This window comes from Lacibacterium aquatile, from assembly GCF_042683105.1.
In the GTDB taxonomy this organism is placed as follows: Bacteria; Pseudomonadota; Alphaproteobacteria; order Elsterales; family Elsteraceae; genus Lacibacterium; species Lacibacterium aquatile.
This window is the reverse complement of sequence record NZ_JBHUIP010000002.1, coordinates 1-19,930: the sequence shown is the minus strand read 5'-3', so window position 1 is coordinate 19,930 and position 19,930 is coordinate 1. Positions and strand designations below refer to the sequence as shown.

Sequence of the window (19,930 nt, the reverse complement as noted above, 5' to 3'; positions counted from 1 at the left end):
CTGGCATCATGAAGTCACGGGCATGCTGAAGTCGCTCGATCCCGTTCTGTCGCCCGACCTGCTGTGGGTCCTGGCTGCCATGGGGCATGGCGATGACCTGGCACTGGTCGACGGCAATCACCCCGCCGAAAAGATCGCGCGGGCGACGACTTCGGGGAAGCTGATCGTGCTTCCCGGCCTGCCCATGGCCCGTGCCGCCAGAGCTATCCTGAGCGTCCTGCCGCTCGACACATTTGTCCCCGATCCGGTGCGGCGCATGTTGGTGGTCGATGACCCCAGCGCCATGCCGATCATCCAGCAGGAAGTCCAAGCGGAAATCGACCGTGCCGAGGGTAAGCCGACGCCAGCCCACGGGATCGAGCGTTTTCCGTTCTATGACGCAGCCTCCAAGGCCTTCGCCGTCGTCCAGGTCGGCGACCCGCGTCCCTATGGCTGCTTCCTTTTCCGCAAGGGCGTCATCGCTGGAGAGCGTCCATGAGCGAAACCCTTTCAGACCCCCGCTCCGTCCTTCTACACGCCAGCGACAATGTGATTGTCGCCGTCGACAGCATTCCGCCCGGCGCCACCGTGCGCGGCATCACCGCCAAGGCCCGCATTCACAAGGGTCACAAGATGGCGACGGCTCCGATAGCCGAGGGTGCGCCGGTTTTGAAATTCGGTCAGGTCATCGGCTTTGCCAGCAAGCTCATCGAACCGGGCGACTGGGTGCACGAGCAGAATGTCGCCGTCCATGATTTCGCCCGCGACTATAAGTTTGCCGAAGGCGCGCGCCAGGAGCTGATCCTGCCGGTCGAACAGCAAGCGACTTTCCAGGGTTTCCGCCGCGCCAACGGCAAGTTCGGCACCCGCAACTATGTGGCGATCATGACCTCGGTCAATTGCTCGGCCACCGCTGCCCGCTTCATTGCCAAGGAAGTGGAGCGCTCCGGCATCCTCGATCAGTTCCCGAATGTCGATGGCGTCATTCCGCTGGTCCATGGCACCGGCTGCGCGATGGATACCCATGGCGAAGGCTATGAGGTGCTGAAACGCACCCAATGGGGCTATGCCGCCAATCCGAACATGGCCGCCGTCCTGATGGTGGGCCTGGGGTGCGAGGCCTTCCAGATCGGCAAATGGAAGGAAGCCTACGGCATCGTCGAAAGCGACGCTTTCCGGTCCATGGTCATCCAGGACATGGGCGGCACCCGCAAGACCATCGAAGCGGGCGTGCAGGCCGTTCTGGATATGCTGCCGCTGGCCAATAAGTCGGTGCGCGAAACGGTTCCGGCGTCCGAGCTGATGCTGGCCCTGCAGTGCGGCGGGTCGGACGGCTATTCCGGCATCACCGCCAACCCCGCCCTGGGCTCCGCCGTCGATCTGCTGGTGAAACATGGCGGTACCGCGATCCTGTCGGAAACGCCGGAGATCTATGGCGCTGAACATCTGCTGACCTATCGCGCCGCCGACAAGGCCGTGGGCGAGAAGCTGGTCGACCTCATCCATTGGTGGGAAGATTACGCGGCCCGCAATGGCGGCGAGATGAACAACAACCCCTCCCCCGGCAACAAGGCGGGCGGGCTCACCACCATCTTGGAGAAGTCGCTGGGCGCGGCGGCCAAGGGCGGCACCACCACCCTGCGCGGCGTCTATCATTATGCCGAACCGGTCAGCGCCAAGGGCTTCGTCTTCATGGATACGCCAGGCTATGACCCGGTGGCCGCCACTGGTCAGGTCGCAGGCGGTGCCAATGTGCTCTGCTTCACCACCGGCCGCGGCTCGGCCTATGGCTGCAAGCCCACGCCCTCCATCAAGCTCGCCACCAATACCGACATGTTCAAGCGCATGTCCGAGGATATGGACATCAACTGCGGCGACGTGCTCGACGGCGTGTCCATCGAGCAGAAGGGTCAGGAGATTTTCGACCTGATCCTCGCAACCGCTTCCGGCCAGAAAACCAAGTCCGAGGATCTCGGCTACGGCGACGCTGAATTTGTCCCGTGGCAACTCGGCGCGACTATGTAAGAGTTATTCCTCCTACAAATAACGAAACCTCGGGAAGAAACATGCCTCAGCTGCCGATCGACGTAACGCGCACCCTCCCCACCGATGGCTATGCCGGCGCTCTTGCCGGACGTATCTGGCGCCCCGGTATCGGCCCGTCCGTGGTCGCGATCCGGGAAGACGGTGTCTTCGATGTCAGCGCTGCCTTCCCGACCATGAGCCAGCTGGCCGCCCTGGCTAATCCCGCTACCGATCTGGCGAAGGCCAAGGGTGAGTTTGCGGGCAACCTCGCCGATATCCTGGCCAATACCCCCATCGACACCCGCGACGAGAGCAAGCCCTGGCTGCTGGCCCCGACCGATCTGCAGGTGCTGAAAGCCGCTGGTGTCACCTTCGCCGTCTCGATGCTGGAGCGGGTGATCGAGGAGCGCGCCCGTGGCAATCCCGATGCCGCCGCCGCCATCCGTGCCGAGGTCAACCGCCTCGTCGGTGACGATCTCCAGAAGCTGAAACCCGGCTCCGAAGCCGCCATGAAGCTGAAGGAAGTGCTGATCGCGCAAGGCGCCTGGAGCCAATATCTCGAAGTCGGTATCGGCCCGGACGCCGAAGTCTTCACCAAGGCTCCGACCCTGTCCGCCGTCGGTACGCTGGCGGACGCCGGTCTGCATCCGAAATCGACCTGGAACAATCCGGAGCCGGAAGTGGTGGTGATCGTCTCCCCCGACGGCCGCATCACCGGGGCGGCGCTGGGTAACGACGTGAACCTGCGCGACTTCGAAGGCCGTTCGGCCCTGCTGCTCTCGAAGGCCAAGGACAACAACGGCTCCTGCGCCATCGGTCCCTTCATCCGCTTCTTCGATGCCACCTTCACTCTGGATGACGTGCGCAAGACCGATGTGACGCTGGTGGTGGAAGGGCCGGATAACTTCCGTCTGGAAGGCACCTCTTCGATCTCCAAGATCAGCCGCGATCCCGAAGACCTCGTCGCCCAGACCATCGGCCCGGTGCACCAGTATCCCGACGGTTTCGCGCTGTTCCTCGGCACCATGTTCGCGCCGACCAAGGATCGCGACGACGTGGGCAAGGGCTTCACCCACAAGATCGGCGATATCGTCACCGTCGCAGCCCCGAAGCTGGGCGCTATCACCAACCGCATGAAGACCAGCGACCAGGTCGCCCCCTGGACCTACGGCCTGACCGCCTTCATGCAGAACCTCGCCAAGCGCGGATTGCTGGGCAAGTAACGATAACCGTTAGGAAAACTCGTCATCCCGGTGCTCGACACCGGGATCCCCTCCGGGGCGTCGCCATAAACACTCGTCATCCTCGGACTTGATCCGAGGATCCATTGGGTTGCCAACCTCGATTCGGAAAGATGGATCCTCGGGTCAAGCCCGAGGATGACGAACTTTTGACTGGGCGCGCTAAGGCGACGCGGTCTGTCCACATAAGATCCCGGGTCAAGCCCGGGATGACAGCCTTATGAGGGCAAACTCCCGTCCCCCACCCCAAGCGCCCGCTGCATCAGCACCGAGTCCAGCCAGCGGCCATGTTTGAAGCCGACGGATTTGAACAGCCCGGCATGTTCGAACCCCATGGCGCTATGCAGGCGGATCGACGCGATATTGGCACTGTCCCCGATGGCGGCCACCATCTGGCGCCAGGGGCCTTTCTCGCAGATCTCGATCAGCGCCACCATCAAAGCGCGACCGACGCCAAGTCCCGCGCTGTCCTTATCCACATAGACCGAATTCTCGAGGGTATGGCGATAGGCAGGACGCGGGCGATACAGGCTGGCATAGGCATAGCCGACCACCACGCCGTTCATCTCCGCCACCAGATAGGGCAGCCCCTTGTCGCGCACGCCCTGCATGCGGCTTCGCAGTTCCTCGACCGTTGGCGGCACTTCCTCGAAGGAAGCGGTGCCGTGCAGCACATGGTGGGCATAGATCCCCTGAATAGCGGGCAGATCACTGTCGGCGGCGATACGAATAACGATAGGCATCTTCTGTCTTCCAATGAGTGACAGACCGAGAGTGAGCCATCCCAAATCATAAGGAAAGCTTTGCTTTCTTATGGTTTGTATAAGAAATTCCTTTGCATGCGCGGCCTGTCCCTTGATCAGTTGCAAAGCTTTCTCGATGTCGTCGAAACCGGCAGTTTCTCGGCAGCGGCGGAGCGTCGCGCGCTCTCCCAGCCCGCCATCAGCCAGCAGATCCGCGAGTTGGAAAAGCGGCTTGGCGTCCGGCTGATCGAGCGCCTGGGCCGCAAGGCCGCGCCGACCGCCGCCGGGTCGGAACTGATCCTCCATGCCCGGCGGGTCGAGGGCAGCGTGACCGAGCTGCTGGCGACCATGGCCCGCCATGGCAGCGGCGAGGTCGGACGCATCCGCTTAGGCATCGGCGCCACCGCCTGCATCTATCTGCTTCCCCCGATCCTGCGTCAGTTGCGTCAGCAGATGCCGGGGCTGGAGATCGTGGTGGCGACCGGCAATACCGGCGATATCGTCCGGCAGGTGGAGGATACCGCCCTCGACATCGCCCTTGTCACCCTGCCCGCGTCTGGCCGCATGCTGGATGTCACCCCGGTGCGTCTGGACGAATTTGTCGCCGTCGGTCCTGCCAATGGTCATCTACCGATGGCCGTCGCGCCCGCCGACCTCGCAGGATTACCGCTGGTGCTGTACGAGCCGGGGGGCAATACCCGCTCCGTCATCGACGATTGGTTCGCCAAGGCCGGACATGCCCCGCGCCCGGTTATGGAGCTCGGCAGCGTGGAGGCGATCAAGGAGTTGGTGGGCGCTGGCCTCGGCTATACCATCCTGCCCGCGATGGCGGTGAAGTCAGCCCCGAGCCTGGATGTCCGCCCGCTGCTCCCCGCGTTGCACCGGACGCTGGCACTGGTGCTGCGCAAGGACAAACAGGTTACCAAGGCGCTGCGAGCGCTGATGGTAGGGTTGAGCGGGTAGCTTTGAGCATATCAAATAAGATCTGTCATCCCGCACTTGATGCGGGATCTTGTGTGGCCGAACCCTGTCGTCCTAAGACCCACTCAAAAATCCTGTCATCCTCGGGCTTGACCCGAGGATGACGAGGTCTTTGGCTGGATGCAGGCATCCTACGCAACCCGTCCACACGAGATCCCGCATCAAGTGCGGGATGACAGTTCTGATTTACTCGGTTTTAGAAGCGAAGGCGGGAGGGGTCAGATGCTAGGCGCTTGCCAGCACAGGCGCGGAGCGTACCCCCGGTACGTGAGCACCGAGCACGGGAAGCAACGACGCAGATGGCCCCTTCCGCCGAGCGACGCTCAAGCGTATTTCCCGGTCAGATAGGCCAGATAGGGCTTTGGATCCAAAGCCCGCCCTGTCGCCCGGATCAGCAGATCGTCGCGGGTAAAGCGGCGACCGTGCTGCCAGACCTTGCCCCGTAGCCACCCGGCAAGGCTGGCGTAGTCACCATCGGCCAAGGCGATATCGATGTCCGGCTGCTCGCGCCGCAGCGTGTCCATCAACTGTGCCGCCATGACGTTGCCGACGGTGTAGGTCGGGAAAGACCCGAAATAGCCCGTCGACCAATGGACGTCCTGCAACACGCCGCGCGCATCGTCCGGCACCGTCAGTCCCAGGTCGGACTTGATCGCCGCATTCCAGACCTCCGGCAGATCCTTGACCGCGAGGCTCCCTTCGATCAGGCGGCGCTCGATCTCCACCCGCAGCATGATGTGGAAATCATAGGTCAGCTCGTCCGCCTCGACCCGGATGAAACCCGGCTGGATGCGGGTCACCGCGGCATAGAACTCATCGGCCGTCACGTCCGCCAGCTTGTCCGGGAACTGGGCCTGCAGTTCGGCGAAGTTCAGACGCCAGAAGGCCCGGTTGCGGCCAACGTGATTCTCCCACAGGCGCGACTGGCTTTCATGCGCCCCGAAGCTGGTGCCGCCGACGGCATAAAGCCCGATCAGGTCCGTCGCCAGCGTGGTGCGGGTATAGGCGGGATCGACGTTCTGCTCGTACATCCCATGGCCCGCCTCATGGAAGGTGCCGAAGATGGAAGCAGGCAGGAAGTCGCGGCGATAGCGGGTGGTGATGCGCACATCGTTGCGGGTGAAGGACACTTCGAACGGATGCACGGTGGTATCCAGACGCCCACGCGTCAGGTCATAGCCGAACTTCTGCGCCATCTTCAGCCCAAAGGCACGCTGGCCTTCTTCGGGATAGTCGCGTGTCAGGAAGTCGGTGCGCGGCTGCGGCCTCGCCTGTACAGCCGCCAGGATCGGCTTCAACCCCGCCTTCAAGGTCGCGAACAGGCTCTGTAGCCCTTCGACCGTCTCTCCCGGCTCATAGAGCGAGATCAGCGCATCATAGGGATGTTTCTCCCAACCGATGGCATCGGCATAGCGGCGGGAAAGCTCGACCGTCTTTTCCAGGTGCGGCGCGAAGATGGAGAAATCGGATTTCGAGCGCGCCTCGATCCAGGCCGATTGGGCGACCGTGCGCAGACCGGCCCGCGCCTCGATCAGATCGGCAGGCACGCGGCTGTGATGCTCGATAGCCTCGCGCGTCTGGATGACCTGCTGACCTTCGGCAGTATAGCCGGGCTGGGCTGCCGCTTCGGCTGCTTTGAGCGCAGTGCGGGTTTCCTCGCTCAGCAGGATATCGCGGGCAAGGCGCGTCAGGGTCGCGATCTGCTGGCCGCGCGTTTCAGCCCCGCCGCCCGGCATCATGGTCCGGCTGTCCCAGGTCAGCAGAGAAACGGCATTCAAGACATCATTGACGGCGCCGATACGGTTCGAAAGGTCGGTCACTTATTGAACTCCACCATCTTCCAAGTGGCAGGCGGCAAGGCGGCCTGTGGATAAGGGTTTCAGTTTGGGAACCTCGGCCTTGCAGCGCGGCCCGGCAAAAGCGCAGCGCGGATGGAAGGCACAGCCGCTGGGCGGGTTCAGCGGCGACGGGATCTCGCCCGCGATCGGCTTGAACACCCCCTGCCCCTGCCCCAGCTTCGGCACGCTGTCGAACAGCGCCTTGGTGTAGGGGTGGCGCGGATCGGCATAGAGGTCTTTTGTCGGCGACAGTTCGACGATCCGGCCCAGATACATGATCGCGACCCGGTCACTGACATGACGCACCACGCCCAGATCATGGCTGATGAAGATGCCGGTCAGGCCCAGCTCGCGCCGCAGATCCATGAAGAGGTTCAGCACCTGCGCCTGGATCGACACATCCAGCGACGCCACCGGCTCGTCCAGCACCAGCAGGTCCGGCTTCATCGCCAGGGCGCGGGCAATCGCCACGCGCTGCCGCTGGCCACCGGAGAATTGATGCGGGAAGCGGCGGCGATATCCGGCATCCAGACCCACACGGCTCAGCAGGCTTTCGACGTAGGCGGCAGCCTCGCCCGATGCCACCAGCTTGTGCGCCACCGGCCCTTCAGCCACCGTATCGCCGATGCGCATGCGCGGATTGAGGCTGGCGAACGGGTCCTGGTGCACCATCTGGATCCGTGTCGTCAATTTGTCGACACGGCGTCCCGCCGGTTTTGCGACTGGCTTGCCTTCGAAACGGAGGCTGCCTTCGCTTGGCGTATAGATCCCGGCGATCATGCGGCCGAGGGTCGACTTCCCGCAGCCGCTTTCGCCGACAAGGCCGATCACTTCGCCCTTGTCCACCGTCAGCGAGACATCGGTGACGGCGCGTACCACCTCGGACTTAGCACCGCCGGTGACAAGACCCGCGATCTTCTCGCCCAGGCTCGGGTTGCGGGTGAAGCGTTTGGTGACGCTTTCAAGCGTAAGAAGCGCTTCGCTCATGGCAGCACCGGATGATGGCAGAGGGCGGCGCGACCGCCGGGGAAATCGGCATAGGGGGGCGGTGTCTCGCACAGGGCCGTCGCGCGCGGACAACGGGTGCGGAAGGCACAGCCGGTGGGCAGCTTGCCCAGCGACGGCGTCGATCCGGGGATCTGCGGCAAGGCGCCACCCGGCTCATGCTGGCTCGGCACCGACGACAGCAGACCCAGGGTATAGGGATGGCGGGGCGAGGCGATGACGTCCGCCGCCGGTCCCCGTTCCACCACCTTGCCCGCATACATGACGCAGATATCGTCGGCGAGGCTGGAAACCACCGCCAGATCATGGGTGATCCAGACGAAGGCGGTACCGGTTTCCGTCGCAAGGCGCCGCACCTCGGCCAGGATCTGACCCTGGATCGAGACATCGAGCGCCGTGGTCGGTTCGTCAGCGATGATGACGGACGGCCGGTGCAGCAGAGCGGTCGCGATGGCAACGCGCTGACGCATCCCACCCGACAGCTGATGGGGATAGGCCTCCAGCCGTTCCTCGGGCGAGGGAATGCCGACGATGGCAAGGGCATCGCGGGCGCGGGCTAGGGCCGCTTTCTTGGAGACATTGTCGTGTGCCCGGACGGCGGCCGCCATCTGGGTCCCGACTTTCAGGACCGGATTGAGGGTCATCATCGGGTCCTGGAACACCATCGCGACCTGCTTACCGCGATAGCGCCGGATCTCCGACGGTTTCATGCCCACAAGGTTGGTGCCGCCCAGCAGCACCTTGCCGCCTGCGATCTTCCCCGGCGCTTCGATCAAGCCCAGGATCGAATAGCCGGTGACGCTTTTGCCCGACCCGCTTTCGCCCACAAGGCCCAGGATGCGCCCCGGCTCGACCGTGAAACTGACCCCATCCACCGCCTTCAGCACGCCCGCCTTGGTGTGGAATTCGGTCTGGAGGTTTTCGACTGTTAGGGCACTCATCGGCTGCGCCTCGGGTTGAGGATGGCGCGAACCTGATCGCCCACAAGGTTGATGGCGACGACGACAATCATCAGGGCGATACCGGGATAGATCGAGATCCAGTAGCGGCCCGACAGCAGATACTGGAAACCGTTGGAGATCAGCGAGCCCAGCGACGGTGTGGTGATCGGCAGGCCCAGACCCAGGAAGGACAGGGTCGCCTCCAGCGCGATGGCATTGGCGACCTGCACCGTCGCCACCACGATCAGCGGCGGCAGGGCGTTGGGCAGCAGATGCTTGAACAGCACCCGGCGCGCGGGCAGCGGGGTCGACATGGCGGCTTCGATATAATCCTTGCGCCGCTCCGCACTGGCCGCGCCGTGGGTGGTGCGGGCGAAATAGGCATATTGGGCCGTGACCAGAGCCGCCACGAGCTGCATCAGCCCCTGCCCCAGCATCGCCACCAGCACCAGCGCCAGCAGAATCGCGGGCAGGGAGAGCTGGAGATCGACGATACGCATCAGGATCGCCTCAACCCGTCCGCCATAATAGGCCGCGATCAGACCGATGGTGCCGCCGAAACAGAAGGCAACCGCCCCCGCCATCAGGCCGATCAGGAAGCTGACACGCAGCCCATAGAGGATGGCCGAGAAGAGATCACGGCCCGCGCTATCGGTGCCGAGGATATGGGCATAGCCGCCCGACCCGACTTCACCCGGCGGCAGGCGGGCATCGAACAGATCGAGGGCCGCCTGATCATAGGGATCCTGCGGCGCAATCAAGGGGGCGGAGAAAGCCAGTCCAAGCGCCAGCACGATGACGATCAGCGCCAGCACGGCAACCCAGTTCTGGCGGTAATCCTCCCAGAAGACACCGAGCCGCTGACGCCAGCCCTCGCCCTCAAGCATTGGGGCGGCGCTCATGACGCACCCCGATTGCGGATACGGGGATCGAGCTGGCCATAGATGAGATCGACCGCGAGATTGATCAACACGAAGAGCATCACCACAAGAATGAGGTAGGCGACCATCACCGGACGGTCGAGCGTCGTGATGCTGTCGATGATGAGCTTGCCCATGCCCGGCCAGTTGAAGATCGTCTCGGTCACCACGGCAAAGGCCAGGGTGGCGCCGAACTCCAGACCGAAGACGGTGACGATGGGGATGGAGATGTTCTTGAGGACATGCAGCCCGACGACCTGACGTTCCGGCAAGCCTTGCGCCCGGGCGAACCGCACATAGTCCGATCCCATGGCCTCTTGCATGCCAGCGCGGGTCAGGCGGATCAGCAACCCCATCTTGAACAGCGACAGGTTGATGGCGGGTAGCAGCAGATGGCTAAGCCCATCCAGCGTGGCAAGCGAGGTGGGGATGCCCAGGATGCTGCCGACCTCGCCGCGCCCACCCGATGGAAACAGGCCCAGTTCGACGGCGAAGACCATGATCAGCAGCAGGCCGATCCAGAAGGTCGGAACGGAAAACCCGAGGGTCGAGAAGGCCATGATCGCCTTGGCGCCGATGCTGTCCGGGCGATAGCCCGCCCAGATGCCCAGCGGAATACCGACCAGAGTCGCGATCATCATCGCCGACAGGGCCAGTTCCAGCGTCGCCGGGAAGCGGGACCAGATAAGGCTGAGGACCGGCAGGCGATAGATGAAGCTTTCGCCGAAGTCCCCGGTCAGAATCGCTTTGGCGAAATAGCCATATTGCACGATCAGCGGTTGATCGAAGCCGTAGCGCTTGATCAGCGCTTCGCGCAGCGCCTGATCGGCACCGGGATCGATCATCACATCGATCGGATTGCCGATCGCATAAACGCCGATGAAAACCAGGATCGACATCACGACGATCACGGCAGCGGCTTGCATAACGCGTTGTAGAAGAAAACCCAGCATCGTCCCATCAGACCAAAAGGAAAGCAGGCGACCCGTTTGATTTTGAAAATCCCCCGCCGCTCGGGTCAGCGGCGGGGGTTAGGAACCGAAGGGGAGTTACTTCTTCGGCTTGATCAGATAGGCCAGGGTTTCCTGATCGACGCGCGGCACGAAGGTGATCGCGTCTTTCTTGGCCGCCCAGACGGTCTGGATGATGACGGTCGGGATCAGCGCCCGGTCGTTCATCGAGATTTCCGAGACCTGCTCGAACAGCGCCCGGCGCTTGGTGTCGTCCAGCTCGCGGGCACCGGCCTGCAGCAGCTTGTCGACTTCCGGATTGACGTAGCCCGACTTGTTGAAGGCGCCCAGACCCGTGGTCGCATCGGCGCTATGGGCCAACGAGCCGTAGGTGTAGGAGGCTTCACCCGTCACGGTGCCCCAGCCCGACATCCACATGCTGAACTCGCCCTTCTGCTGGGCCGGGAAGAAGACGGTCCCGTTCAGCGCCTGGGCATTGATCTTCAGACCCGCACGCGCCCACATCTGGCCCAGGGCCTCGCAGGTGGCGGCATCGCCCGGCAGACGGTTATTGGTGCAGGCGAAATCAAGCTCGAATCCCTTGGGATACCCGGCTTCCGCCAGCAGTGCCTTGGCCTTGTTCAGGTCATAGGGGCGTTCCGGCAGCTTCTTGGAGGCACCGAAGAAGGTCACCGGCATCAGCTGGTTGGCAGGCTTGCCAAGGCCTTCGAGCACCACGCGCACCAGGGTCTTGCGGTCGATGGCGAGATCCATCGCCTCGCGGACCTTGGGGTCACGCAGCGGGTTGGCGTCGATTTCCTTGCCGTCGACCTTGGCCTTCTTGGGCAGGGTCTCTTTGACGTTCGGCGTGATATTCAGGATATAGACCGAGTCGGCGATGAAGGTATCGACGCTCTTGTCCTTCTGAAGGGCGGCATAGTCGGTCGCGGGAACATAGTTCACCATATCGACCTGGCCGGACTTCAGGGCAGCGACGCGGGCCGCGTCATTGGCGATTTCCTTGCGGACCACCTTCTGCCACGCGGGCTTATCGCCCCAATAACCGTCGAAACGTTCAGCGACGAAATCGCCCTTGGGCTCCCACGAGACGAACTTATAGGGGCCGGTGCCGATGGCGGCTGCGCCCGAATTGAACTGTTCGTTACGAACGTCCATGCCGATCTTTTTCGGCACGACGAACAGGCGGATAAAATCGTTCGGCAGACCGGCGGCGGGGCCGTTGGTCGTGACATGCAGCGTGTATTTGTCCGGTGCGGCAACCGACTTCACGCGCTTGGTATAGATCGTCATCGACATCGGGCCGGTCACGACCGGGATACGTTCGATGGAGAACTTCACATCCTCGGCGGTCAGTTCCGACCCATCGTGGAATTTGACGCCTTCGCGGATCTTGAATTCCCACACATCGTCGGCAATCGGCTTCCAGGAAGTCGCCAGCGCCGGCAGCAGCTGCAGGTTCTCGTCAACGCCGACCAGCGTATCGAAGACATGGCGCAGCGTCTCGGCCTGGCTGCCCAGGGTCGACCAATGCGGATCGATGCTGTCAGGACCGGCGCGCACGCCCAGTGTCAGAGTCTGAGCCAGCACACCACCCGACAGCGACGTGCCGAGAACCAACGCCGCGGCAACCAAACCCCCGCGAACGAAATTTCGTTTCATCCGTGCAACTCCCCTTGATCCGAATGTAACTTTAGACGCAAGCTGTACTTATCGAATGTAACGGTAGGTCGCATTTTCGCCACAAGTCAACAGGGATGACGCCTAATTTGCCGCTAGAAAAAGCAGACGCGGACAGCAACCGTTCTAATGGCTTAGAACAGATGCAGAGTGACCGTTTCTTGAGCAGCTTAACGGGAACGCTTGATAAATCGCTGCCGGTTCCCGTCGGCACGCAGCTCTTTGGCCTCATCCAATTCGGCATTGCCCTGGGCGAGCTTGTCGCCGGTTTCCGCCTGCCGTCCGTGCGCGATCTGGCAAGCCACCTCGGCATCGCGCCGATGACCGTGTCGACCGTCTATGCCGACCTGCGCAAGATCGGGCTGATCGAGGCGCGCCCCGGTTCGGGGACCTTCGTCGCCTCGCTGGTCAAAGAGGATCGCGGCCGGGCGTCGGCCATGCGCAAGGTGCAGAAGAAGGTCGATGCCCTGTTCGCCGAAGCCGAAAGCATGGGTCTCGCCCCCGCCGATATCGCGGCGCTGGTGTCGGCCAGGGTGGCGCGCGGCCGGGCGGTGCAGGAACGCCCACTGTCGCTGGTCATGGTCGGCAATTTCATAGAAACCACCACGGTCTATGCCGAACGGGTCACAGCGTATCTGGGCCTGTCCGATACCATCACGGTGACCACCTTCAGCGCCCTGCAGGAAGGCGCCCAATTCCCGCAGCCCGCCGACATCTGCCTGACCCACGCCAACCGGCGTGGCGAGGTGGAAGCCTTCGCGCCGCAGGGCGTGCCGGTGGTGGGCCTAAGCTACATCCCGTCCGAAGAGACCCGCGCCCGCCTCGCCTCGCTTGACCCCGAGGCCCATGTCTGCGTGGTGTCGGTCTTTGCCGAATTCATGGCGCTGATGAAGCCCGGCGTGCTGCGCTTTGCGCCCCATGTGGCCGAAATCGACGTGCGCATGATCGACGATCCGGCGCTGGAACAGGTTCTGAACTGGGCCGATGTGGTCATCTATGCCTCCGGCCTTGAAACCACCCTGCTGCCACGTCTGCCCGAAGGGCGAGACGTTTTTGAATATCGCCATGTCCCCGACCCCCATTCGATCCGCACCACACTACTGCCGGTGCTGGAACGTCTGCGGGCCGGTCTGCCCCACCAGGAGGAAGCCCTGTGAGAGTCTCTGAAGCCAACTGGTTCCAGGTCGAAGAATATCTGAAGCACGACGACCGCGCCGTGCTGCCGCTGGGATCGACTGAACAGCACGCCTACCTCAGCCTTGCCGTCGACAGCATCCTGTCGGAAAAAGTCTCGGTGGATGCAGCCGCCCCCCTGGGCGTGCCGGTCTTTCCAGCGATCCCCTTTGGCATCACGCCCTATTTCATGGCTTATCCTGGCTCTATTTCACTGAAAGCCGCGACATATATGCAAGTCGTGCGCGACGTGCTGGACAGCCTCTATACGACCGGCTTCCGCAAGATCCTGATCGTCAACGGTCATGGCGGCAATTCACCCGTCCAGCCCGTGACCATGGAATTCATGACCGACCGCCCCGGCACCCGCGTGAAGTTCCACAATTGGTGGAACTCGCCCAAGACCTGGGCCAAGGTCAAGGAAATCGACCCGGTGGCAAGCCATGCCTCCTGGATGGAAAACTTCCCCTGGACCCGTATTGAAGGCGTCGAGCAACCGACCCAGCGCAAGCCCTATGTGCCGTTCGACAAGCTGAAGGACCGCGGTCCCGAAGCGGTGCGCGAGATCATCGGCGACGGTAACTACGGCGGGCTTTACGAGCGCTCGGACGAGGATATGAATGCTCTCTGGTCCGTCGCGGTCGCCGAAACCCGCGGCCTGCTGGAGGATTGGTCGTAATGGCTGATCCGATCCTGATCTGGGGCGCAGGCGCCGTTGGCGGCACCCTTGGCGCCTATATGGCCCGGGCGGGCGAAGACGTGGTGATGGTCGATATCGTCGCCGATCACGTCGCCGCCATGAACAAGTCCGGCCTGACGCTGGAAGGGCCGGTCGAGGCTTTCAACCAGCCGATGAAGGCCTTCACGCCCGCGCAGCTGACCGGCAAATACCGGCGGGTGTTCCTGGCCGTGAAAGGGCATCACACGGAAGGGGCTGTCGCCGCTTTGACGCCGTTCCTGGCCGACGATGGCTTTGTCGTTTCCGCCCAGAACGGCCTTAACGAGGTGACGATTGCCGATATGATCGGGGCGCATCGCACCATCGGCTGCTTCGTCAATTTCGGCGCCGACTGGCTGGAGCCGGGCAAGATCCTGCTAGGCAACCGCGCCGCGGTGGCGGTGGGTGAACTGGACGGATGCACGACGGCACGTCTTGCCGATATCCACCGGCTGCTGTCGATCTTCGAGCCGCGCGCGGTGATGACGGACAATATCTGGGGCTATCTCTGGGGCAAGCTCGGCTATGGTTCGATCCTGTTCGCCACCGCCCTCACCAACGGCTCCATGACCGAGAATCTGGAAAGCGCCCGGCACTTCCCCGTCTTCGATCAGCTGGGCCGGGAGGTGGTGGCGACGGCGTTGAAGCGCGGACAAACGCCGCTGGGCTTCAACGGCTTCGACCCGGACGCTTTCGCGCCGGGTGTCAGCCTCGATATGTCCAAGGCCTCGGTCATGGCGATGGCGGAACATAACCGCTATACCGCCAAGACCCATTCCGGTATCTGGCGGGATCTGGCTGTGCGCAAGCGCAAGACCGAGGTCGATGCCCAGATCGCCCCCATCGTCCAGCTTGCCAAAGAGGTCGGCATCGATACGCCGGTCCTGGCCAAGCTGGTCGATCTGATCCATGCCATCGAAGACGGCAAGCTCGCCCAGGATTGGGCAACCCTCGATCAATTGTTGGAAGCATGTACGACTTCAAAGGCCGCCGTGTAATCGTCACCGGCGCCGCCCAGGGTATCGGGCGCGCCATCGCAAAAGCCTTCGCGGACAAAGGCGCGGAGGTTCATGCCCTCGATCTGGACGGCGACGGGCTGAAATCCTCGGTCGGTACGCCCCATGTGCTGGATCTGTCCGACCGGCAGGCCGTGCTGGATGCCGTCGCCACCATCGGCCCTGTCGACATTCTGGCGACGGCGGCGGGCGGCGTGCGCGGTCAGGTCAATCGCCCGGTCGAAGAGATCGACGAAGACACCTGGCATGCCCTCTTCCGTGCCAACGCCGACAGCGCCTTCTGGTGCGCCCAGGCGGTGGCACCAGGGATGAAGCAACGCGGCTATGGCCGTATCGTTACCATCTCCTCGGGTGCCGGACTGCGGCCCAGCCTCACCGGCATTCAGGGCTATAGCGCTGCGAAACACGCGCTGGTCGGACTTACCAAACAACTGGCTTGGGAGCTTGGTCCGTTCGGCGTGACGGTCAATAGTGTGGCGCCGGGCTTTGTGCTCTCCAACCCTTCAACCCAGCGCCAGTGGGAAAGCTATGGCGCAGAAGGCCAGAAGAAGCTGGTGGAGAGCATCCATACCAAGCGCCTAGGCACGGCCGAGGATATCGCCAACGCCACCCTCTTCTTCGCGGCCGAACAATCGGGCTGGGTGACGGGGCAGATCCTGTCGGTCGACGGGGGACGCTCGTGACCATGACTGTCGTGGCGGCACCCGATCAGGCGGCAAAGAACCTCAAAGCCACGGGGTTTCTGCTGCTGGGGTCGCTGACCTTCACGTTCGAAGTCGTGCTGCTGCGCTACCTGGGCGATCATGTGCCGTTTGCCCAGATCGTGCTGTTCCGCGCCCTGGCCCAGATCTTGTTCGCCGGGGTCTGGATGTCGACCACCGTCGGCTGGGTCGCGCTGAAGACCAGCCGCCCCGGCATGCATATCGTGCGCGGCCTGTTCAGCCTTGCCTGCTGGTGGCTCTATTACGCCAGTTTTGCCAGCCTCGGCATCGCTATGGCGACGGTGCTGGCCTTTACCACCTCGCTCTTCACCGTGCTGCTGGCTGGGCCGGTGATGGGGGAGAAGGTAGGGCCTCTGCGCTGGGCCGCGACCTTGATCGGCTTTTCCGGCGTTGTCATCGCGGCGGGCCTCGATCACCTGAAGTTCGATCCGGCGGTGATCATGGCGCTCTTCTCCGCCGCCGCAGGTGCCGGGATCGTGATGTCGAACCGGCGGCTGTCGACCACCGAATCCACCCAGACCATCATGGTCTATATCGGTCTGGTCACCATCGTCGGAGTGCTGCCGGTGGCGATCTGGCAAGGCGGCTTCCCGTCCGGCTGGGATATCCCCCTGCTGGCCTTGAGTTCGCTCACAGGCTGCTGCGGCATGTGGTGCAACATCGAGGCTTACCGGATCGGTGAGGTCTCGGCCATTGCCCCTGTCCCGTATATCCGCCTGCTGTTCGCAGCCTTGGCGGGTTTCGTGTTTTTCGCCGAAGTGCCCGATCCGCGCTTCTGGTTCGGCGCCGTCCTGATCGTCGGCGGCGCCCTTTTGATCAGCGTGCGCCGCAAGGCCCGCAAGGAGTAGCCTAGATGACAAACGACATCCCGCCCTACGAATGGCCCGAGGAACGCTGGCGCGCCACGGTCGATAAGGTCCGTGCCGGTCGCAGCCTGAAGCCCGCTAAATGGAAGGGTGGTGCGCGCTGCGCCGTGGCCCTGTCCTTCGACAGCGACCATGAGACGAACGAGCTGCGCGACGGCGGCAAATCCATCGGCCGCATGTCCTGGGGCCAGTTCGGCAACCGCCAGGGCATTCCCCGGATCGAGCGGGTGCTGGACAAGCACGACATCAAAGCAAGTTTCTTCGTGCCCGCCGTCTCGGCCCGGCTCTATCCCGACGAACAGCGGCGCCTTGTTTCCAACGGTCACGAGATCGGCATCCATGGCTGGATTCACGAGCTGAACAGCGTGCTGGAGTATCAGGTGGAGCGCGACCTGATGTTCCGTTCCGCCGATACGCTGGAAAAGGTGACGGGGGTCCGCCCCGTGGGCCTGCGCACCCCCTCCTGGGATTTCAGCCCGAATACCCTGCGGATCGAGCGCGAGTTGGGGCTGCTCTATGACAGCTCCCTCATGGCCGACGATGATCCCTATGAAATCGTCGAAGAAGGCGAGCCGACCGGCATCGTCGAGCTGCCGGTGGAATGGATCCGTGACGATGCGGTCTATTTCAACATGAACCGCTTCGCGGCTTTGCGCCCCTATACCGCGCCCGAGGCTGTCTTCGACATCTTCCGCCGGGAGTTCGAGGGCGCCTACGAGGAAGGCGGACTCTTCCTGCTGACGATGCATCCGCATGTCATCACCTACCGCTCGCGCCTCTGGATCCTGGAGCAACTGATCGAGCTGATGAAAGCCAAGGGGAATGTCTGGTTCGCGACCCATGCGGAGATCGCGGCCTATGTGAAGGAAGATGCCGGGCTGTGACACGCGCGCGGGATCTGGGCCTCGCCTGCGGTCGGGGTAAGCCAGGAAAACTCAATAGCATCGCCGATGTGCCGGGCGTCACGGTGGGTCATGCCACCTTGAGCGACGGCGCGATCCAGACCGGCGTCACGGCCATCCGGCCCCACGGCGGCAATCTCTTCCGCGAGAAGCTGGTGGCAAGCTCGGTGGTGCTGAACGGCTTTGGCAAGAGCATCGGCCTTGTCCAGGTCGCCGAACTCGGCACGCTGGAAACGCCGATCCTGCTGACCAATACCCTGTCGGTCGGCAGCTGTGCTACCGCGCTGATCCGCCGGGCGATAGCAGAAAACCCAGACATCGGGCGGGAGACCTCCACGGTCAATCCGGTAGTGATGGAATGCAACGACGGCTTCCTCAATGACATCCAGGCTTTGAAGATCAGCGAAGCGGATGCCCGCGCTGCCCTCGACACCGCCCGCGAGGATTTCGCCGTCGGTGCTGTCGGGGCGGGACGCGGAATGAGCTGCTTCGGCTTCAAGGGCGGCATCGGCAGCGCGTCGCGCAAACTGAAGCTGGATGGCGAGAAGTTTCACTTAGGCGTCCTGAGCCTTTGCAACTTCGGGCGTGCTGGTGATCTTACCTTGCCCGATGGATCCAAAGTCGCCCCGCCTGCCGATCAGGACGACAAAGGCTCCGTGATCATCGTCATGGCGACCGACATCCCGCTCGAAGAACGCCAGATCCGCCGAGTAATCGCGCGGGCTGGCGTCGGGCTGGCGCGAGTCGGGTCTTTCTGGGGCCATGGCAGCGGCGATATCGCCCTCGGCTTCAGCACCGCCAATCGCGTGAGCCACGACGAGAAGAGCGACCTTATCCCCCGCCGCGTCCTGAACGAGTCGCGTATCGACCGCCTGTTCGAGGCGATGGCGGAAACGACTCATGAAAGCGTGCTCGATGCCCTGGCCGCTGCCGAGGCGGTGACAGGGCGCGATGGTAATTTCCGGCCTCGTCTGGCCGATACTCTTGGAGAGAAAGCATGAGCTTCGCCCTTGCCATTCACGGCGGCGCCGGAACCATCCTGAAATCCACCATGACCCCCGAAAAGGAGGCCGCCTATCACGCGGGGCTCACCACCGCGCTGAAGGCCGGACATGCAGTCCTGAAAGATGGCGGAGCAGCCTTGGATGCCGTGACTGCCGCCGTCTGCGCGCTGGAAGATGAGCCGCTGTTCAATGCCGGACGCGGCGCGGTCTATACGACGGCGGGCAAGCAGGAGATGGATGCTTCCATCATGGAAGGCGCCCAGCGCCGCGCCGGGGCGATTGCCGGTGTGCGTGGGCCGCGCAACCCCATCCGCCTCGCCCGTCTCGTGATGGAAAAGACCGAGCATGTGATGCTGATCGGCGAAGGGGCCCTGACCCTTGCCCGCCAGCAAGGCCTGCCGTTCGAAGAAGACGACTATTTTTTCACCGAGGCCCGCTGGAAAGCCCTGCAAGATACGATGGCGATGCGGGACCGCGGGGCAGACGACCATGACGATAGCCGCAAGCACGGGACCGTCGGTGCCGTTGCCTGCGATATCCACGGCAACCTCGCCGCCGCCACCTCGACCGGCGGCATGACGGCCAAGCTGCCGGGGCGTGTCGGCGACAGCCCGGTGATCGGGGCCGGGACCTGGGCGGACAATGACACCTGCGCCATCTCCGCCACCGGCCATGGCGAGATCTTCATCCGCTATGCCGCTGCCCACGAAATCGCCTCTCGCATGCGCTATCTGGGCGAAAGCCTGGAGGTCGCCGCCGACCATGTGGTGATGAAGGACCTGATGCCCGCCGGTGGTTCGGGCGGGTTGATCGCGGTCGGCAAGGGCGGCGTGATATCGCTGCCGTTCAACTCAAGCGGCATGTATCGCGGCTGGGTGGCGGGCGACAGTGTGGCCCATACCGGCATCTACAAGGACGATGTGCGGACGGCGGGGCTTTAAAGCCCCCTACCGTTCGTCACCCTACACTTGATGCGGGGTCTCCAGCTATTTCTGTTCTGTCGTCACCCCGCACTTGATGCGGGGTCTCCTCCGGGGGCGTATTCTACTAGCCTCGTCATCCTCGGACTTGATCCGAGGATCTCGTGTGGACGCGCCGCGTCGCAAAGCCGGAACGGAGTTCGGCAACTCTAGATCCTCGGATCAAGTCCGAGCAACTGTGTTGAGTTTGGTCAAGCGGGTATCATCAGGAAGGCCTTTTTGTCTCTG

Annotated in this window: 19 protein-coding genes; 12 read left to right on the top strand and 7 right to left on the bottom strand. The window is 63.3% G+C overall.

Annotated elements, in window-relative coordinates; all coding sequences use genetic code 11:
- Positions 1 to 22 precede the first annotated feature (22 nt).
- Genes ACFSM5_RS01800 through ACFSM5_RS01790 form a run of 3 tightly spaced genes read left to right on the top strand, consistent with a single transcriptional unit; the run spans position 23 to position 3,227 of the window.
- Positions 23 to 478, top strand: a complete 456-nt coding sequence (locus tag ACFSM5_RS01800) for an RbsD/FucU family protein (protein ID WP_379874516.1) — start codon at positions 23 to 25, stop codon at positions 476 to 478.
- Positions 475 to 2,004 (top strand): UxaA family hydrolase, encoded by a 1,530-nt coding sequence (locus tag ACFSM5_RS01795; protein ID WP_379874515.1) that lies wholly within the window; start codon positions 475 to 477, stop codon positions 2,002 to 2,004. The genes ACFSM5_RS01800 and ACFSM5_RS01795 overlap by 4 nt, the downstream gene beginning before the upstream one ends.
- A gap of 41 nt (positions 2,005 to 2,045) precedes the next feature.
- Complete coding sequence (locus ACFSM5_RS01790) at positions 2,046 to 3,227, top strand: fumarylacetoacetate hydrolase family protein (protein WP_379874514.1); 1,182 nt, start codon at positions 2,046 to 2,048, stop codon at positions 3,225 to 3,227.
- 236 nt (positions 3,228 to 3,463) lie between these two features.
- Here ACFSM5_RS01790 and ACFSM5_RS01785 read toward each other — a convergent pair whose 3' ends face one another.
- Positions 3,464 to 3,988, bottom strand: a complete 525-nt coding sequence (locus ACFSM5_RS01785; RefSeq protein ID WP_379874513.1) for a GNAT family N-acetyltransferase — start codon at positions 3,986 to 3,988, stop codon at positions 3,464 to 3,466.
- A 96-nt stretch (positions 3,989 to 4,084) separates the two neighbouring features.
- Between ACFSM5_RS01785 and ACFSM5_RS01780 the strand changes: the two genes are divergently transcribed.
- Positions 4,085 to 4,951 carry a LysR family transcriptional regulator gene (locus ACFSM5_RS01780; protein WP_379874512.1) on the top strand — a complete coding sequence of 289 codons (867 nt, stop codon included), beginning with the start codon at positions 4,085 to 4,087 and terminating at the stop codon, positions 4,949 to 4,951.
- Positions 4,952 to 5,292: 341 nt separating this feature from the next.
- On the opposite strand, the gene ACFSM5_RS01775 is transcribed toward ACFSM5_RS01780, so the two are convergent.
- The 6 genes from ACFSM5_RS01775 to ACFSM5_RS01750 all read right to left on the bottom strand — a co-directional run bounded on the left by ACFSM5_RS01775 (position 5,293) and on the right by ACFSM5_RS01750 (position 12,303).
- Positions 5,293 to 6,789 (bottom strand): carboxypeptidase M32, encoded by a 1,497-nt coding sequence (locus ACFSM5_RS01775; RefSeq protein ID WP_379874511.1) that lies wholly within the window; start codon positions 6,787 to 6,789, stop codon positions 5,293 to 5,295.
- Complete coding sequence (locus tag ACFSM5_RS01770; RefSeq protein WP_379874510.1) at positions 6,790 to 7,794, bottom strand: ABC transporter ATP-binding protein; 1,005 nt, start codon at positions 7,792 to 7,794, stop codon at positions 6,790 to 6,792.
- Positions 7,791 to 8,753 (bottom strand): ABC transporter ATP-binding protein, encoded by a 963-nt coding sequence (locus tag ACFSM5_RS01765; RefSeq protein WP_379874509.1) that lies wholly within the window; start codon positions 8,751 to 8,753, stop codon positions 7,791 to 7,793. The genes ACFSM5_RS01770 and ACFSM5_RS01765 overlap by 4 nt, the downstream gene beginning before the upstream one ends.
- Positions 8,750 to 9,655 carry an ABC transporter permease gene (locus tag ACFSM5_RS01760; protein WP_379874508.1) on the bottom strand — a complete coding sequence of 302 codons (906 nt, stop codon included), beginning with the start codon at positions 9,653 to 9,655 and terminating at the stop codon, positions 8,750 to 8,752. The genes ACFSM5_RS01765 and ACFSM5_RS01760 overlap by 4 nt, the downstream gene beginning before the upstream one ends.
- A complete protein-coding gene (locus tag ACFSM5_RS01755; RefSeq protein WP_379874507.1) occupies positions 9,652 to 10,626 on the bottom strand; it encodes an ABC transporter permease in 975 nt (324 codons plus the stop codon). Before ACFSM5_RS01755 ends, ACFSM5_RS01760 begins: the two co-directional genes overlap by 4 nt.
- A 96-nt stretch (positions 10,627 to 10,722) precedes the next feature.
- Positions 10,723 to 12,303 (bottom strand): ABC transporter substrate-binding protein, encoded by a 1,581-nt coding sequence (locus ACFSM5_RS01750; RefSeq protein ID WP_379874506.1) that lies wholly within the window; start codon positions 12,301 to 12,303, stop codon positions 10,723 to 10,725.
- 179 nt (positions 12,304 to 12,482) lie between these two features.
- Between ACFSM5_RS01750 and ACFSM5_RS01745 the strand changes: the two genes are divergently transcribed.
- From ACFSM5_RS01745 to ACFSM5_RS01710, 8 genes are read left to right on the top strand one after another with little or no spacing between them, the layout of a single operon-like run.
- Entirely contained in the window at positions 12,483 to 13,478 is a 996-nt protein-coding gene (locus ACFSM5_RS01745) for a GntR family transcriptional regulator (protein WP_379874505.1), read from the top strand.
- Positions 13,475 to 14,173 (top strand): creatininase family protein, encoded by a 699-nt coding sequence (locus ACFSM5_RS01740; protein ID WP_379874504.1) that lies wholly within the window; start codon positions 13,475 to 13,477, stop codon positions 14,171 to 14,173. Before ACFSM5_RS01745 ends, ACFSM5_RS01740 begins: the two co-directional genes overlap by 4 nt.
- Positions 14,173 to 15,210: a ketopantoate reductase family protein gene (locus ACFSM5_RS01735; protein WP_379874503.1), complete on the top strand. Its 1,038-nt coding sequence runs from the start codon at positions 14,173 to 14,175 to the stop codon at positions 15,208 to 15,210. The genes ACFSM5_RS01740 and ACFSM5_RS01735 overlap by 1 nt, the downstream gene beginning before the upstream one ends.
- Positions 15,183 to 15,911: an SDR family NAD(P)-dependent oxidoreductase gene (locus tag ACFSM5_RS01730; RefSeq protein ID WP_379874502.1), complete on the top strand. Its 729-nt coding sequence runs from the start codon at positions 15,183 to 15,185 to the stop codon at positions 15,909 to 15,911. Before ACFSM5_RS01735 ends, ACFSM5_RS01730 begins: the two co-directional genes overlap by 28 nt.
- Before the next feature lie 2 nt (positions 15,912 to 15,913).
- Complete coding sequence (locus ACFSM5_RS01725; protein WP_379874536.1) at positions 15,914 to 16,798, top strand: DMT family transporter; 885 nt, start codon at positions 15,914 to 15,916, stop codon at positions 16,796 to 16,798.
- Positions 16,799 to 16,803: 5 nt separating this feature from the next.
- On the top strand, positions 16,804 to 17,700 hold the full coding sequence (locus tag ACFSM5_RS01720; protein ID WP_379874501.1) for a polysaccharide deacetylase family protein: 897 nt from the start codon (positions 16,804 to 16,806) through the stop codon (positions 17,698 to 17,700).
- Positions 17,697 to 18,719, top strand: coding sequence for a DmpA family aminopeptidase (locus tag ACFSM5_RS01715; RefSeq protein WP_379874500.1), 1,023 nt, complete (start codon positions 17,697 to 17,699; stop codon positions 18,717 to 18,719). Before ACFSM5_RS01720 ends, ACFSM5_RS01715 begins: the two co-directional genes overlap by 4 nt.
- Positions 18,716 to 19,663: an isoaspartyl peptidase/L-asparaginase family protein gene (locus ACFSM5_RS01710; RefSeq protein ID WP_379874499.1), complete on the top strand. Its 948-nt coding sequence runs from the start codon at positions 18,716 to 18,718 to the stop codon at positions 19,661 to 19,663. Before ACFSM5_RS01715 ends, ACFSM5_RS01710 begins: the two co-directional genes overlap by 4 nt.
- Positions 19,664 to 19,930 lie beyond the last annotated feature (267 nt).

Excerpts from the sequence above, each read along its gene's own strand:
- ACFSM5_RS01800 (WP_379874516.1), top strand. The coding sequence starts at position 23 with ATGCTGAAGTCGCTCGATCCCGTTCTGTCGCCCGACCTGCTGTGGGTC.
- ACFSM5_RS01795 (WP_379874515.1), top strand. The coding sequence starts at position 475 with ATGAGCGAAACCCTTTCAGACCCCCGCTCCGTCCTTCTACACGCCAGC.
- ACFSM5_RS01790 (WP_379874514.1), top strand. The coding sequence starts at position 2,046 with ATGCCTCAGCTGCCGATCGACGTAACGCGCACCCTCCCCACCGATGGC.
- ACFSM5_RS01785 (WP_379874513.1), bottom strand. The coding sequence starts at position 3,988 with ATGCCTATCGTTATTCGTATCGCCGCCGACAGTGATCTGCCCGCTATT.
- ACFSM5_RS01780 (WP_379874512.1), top strand. The coding sequence starts at position 4,085 with ATGCGCGGCCTGTCCCTTGATCAGTTGCAAAGCTTTCTCGATGTCGTC.
- ACFSM5_RS01770 (WP_379874510.1), bottom strand. The coding sequence starts at position 7,794 with ATGAGCGAAGCGCTTCTTACGCTTGAAAGCGTCACCAAACGCTTCACC.
- ACFSM5_RS01765 (WP_379874509.1), bottom strand. The coding sequence starts at position 8,753 with ATGAGTGCCCTAACAGTCGAAAACCTCCAGACCGAATTCCACACCAAG.
- ACFSM5_RS01760 (WP_379874508.1), bottom strand. The coding sequence starts at position 9,655 with ATGAGCGCCGCCCCAATGCTTGAGGGCGAGGGCTGGCGTCAGCGGCTC.
- ACFSM5_RS01755 (WP_379874507.1), bottom strand. The coding sequence starts at position 10,626 with ATGCTGGGTTTTCTTCTACAACGCGTTATGCAAGCCGCTGCCGTGATC.
- ACFSM5_RS01750 (WP_379874506.1), bottom strand. The coding sequence starts at position 12,303 with ATGAAACGAAATTTCGTTCGCGGGGGTTTGGTTGCCGCGGCGTTGGTT.
- ACFSM5_RS01735 (WP_379874503.1), top strand. The coding sequence starts at position 14,173 with ATGGCTGATCCGATCCTGATCTGGGGCGCAGGCGCCGTTGGCGGCACC.
- ACFSM5_RS01730 (WP_379874502.1), top strand. The coding sequence starts at position 15,183 with ATGTACGACTTCAAAGGCCGCCGTGTAATCGTCACCGGCGCCGCCCAG.
- ACFSM5_RS01725 (WP_379874536.1), top strand. The coding sequence starts at position 15,914 with ATGACTGTCGTGGCGGCACCCGATCAGGCGGCAAAGAACCTCAAAGCC.
- ACFSM5_RS01720 (WP_379874501.1), top strand. The coding sequence starts at position 16,804 with ATGACAAACGACATCCCGCCCTACGAATGGCCCGAGGAACGCTGGCGC.
- ACFSM5_RS01710 (WP_379874499.1), top strand. The coding sequence starts at position 18,716 with ATGAGCTTCGCCCTTGCCATTCACGGCGGCGCCGGAACCATCCTGAAA.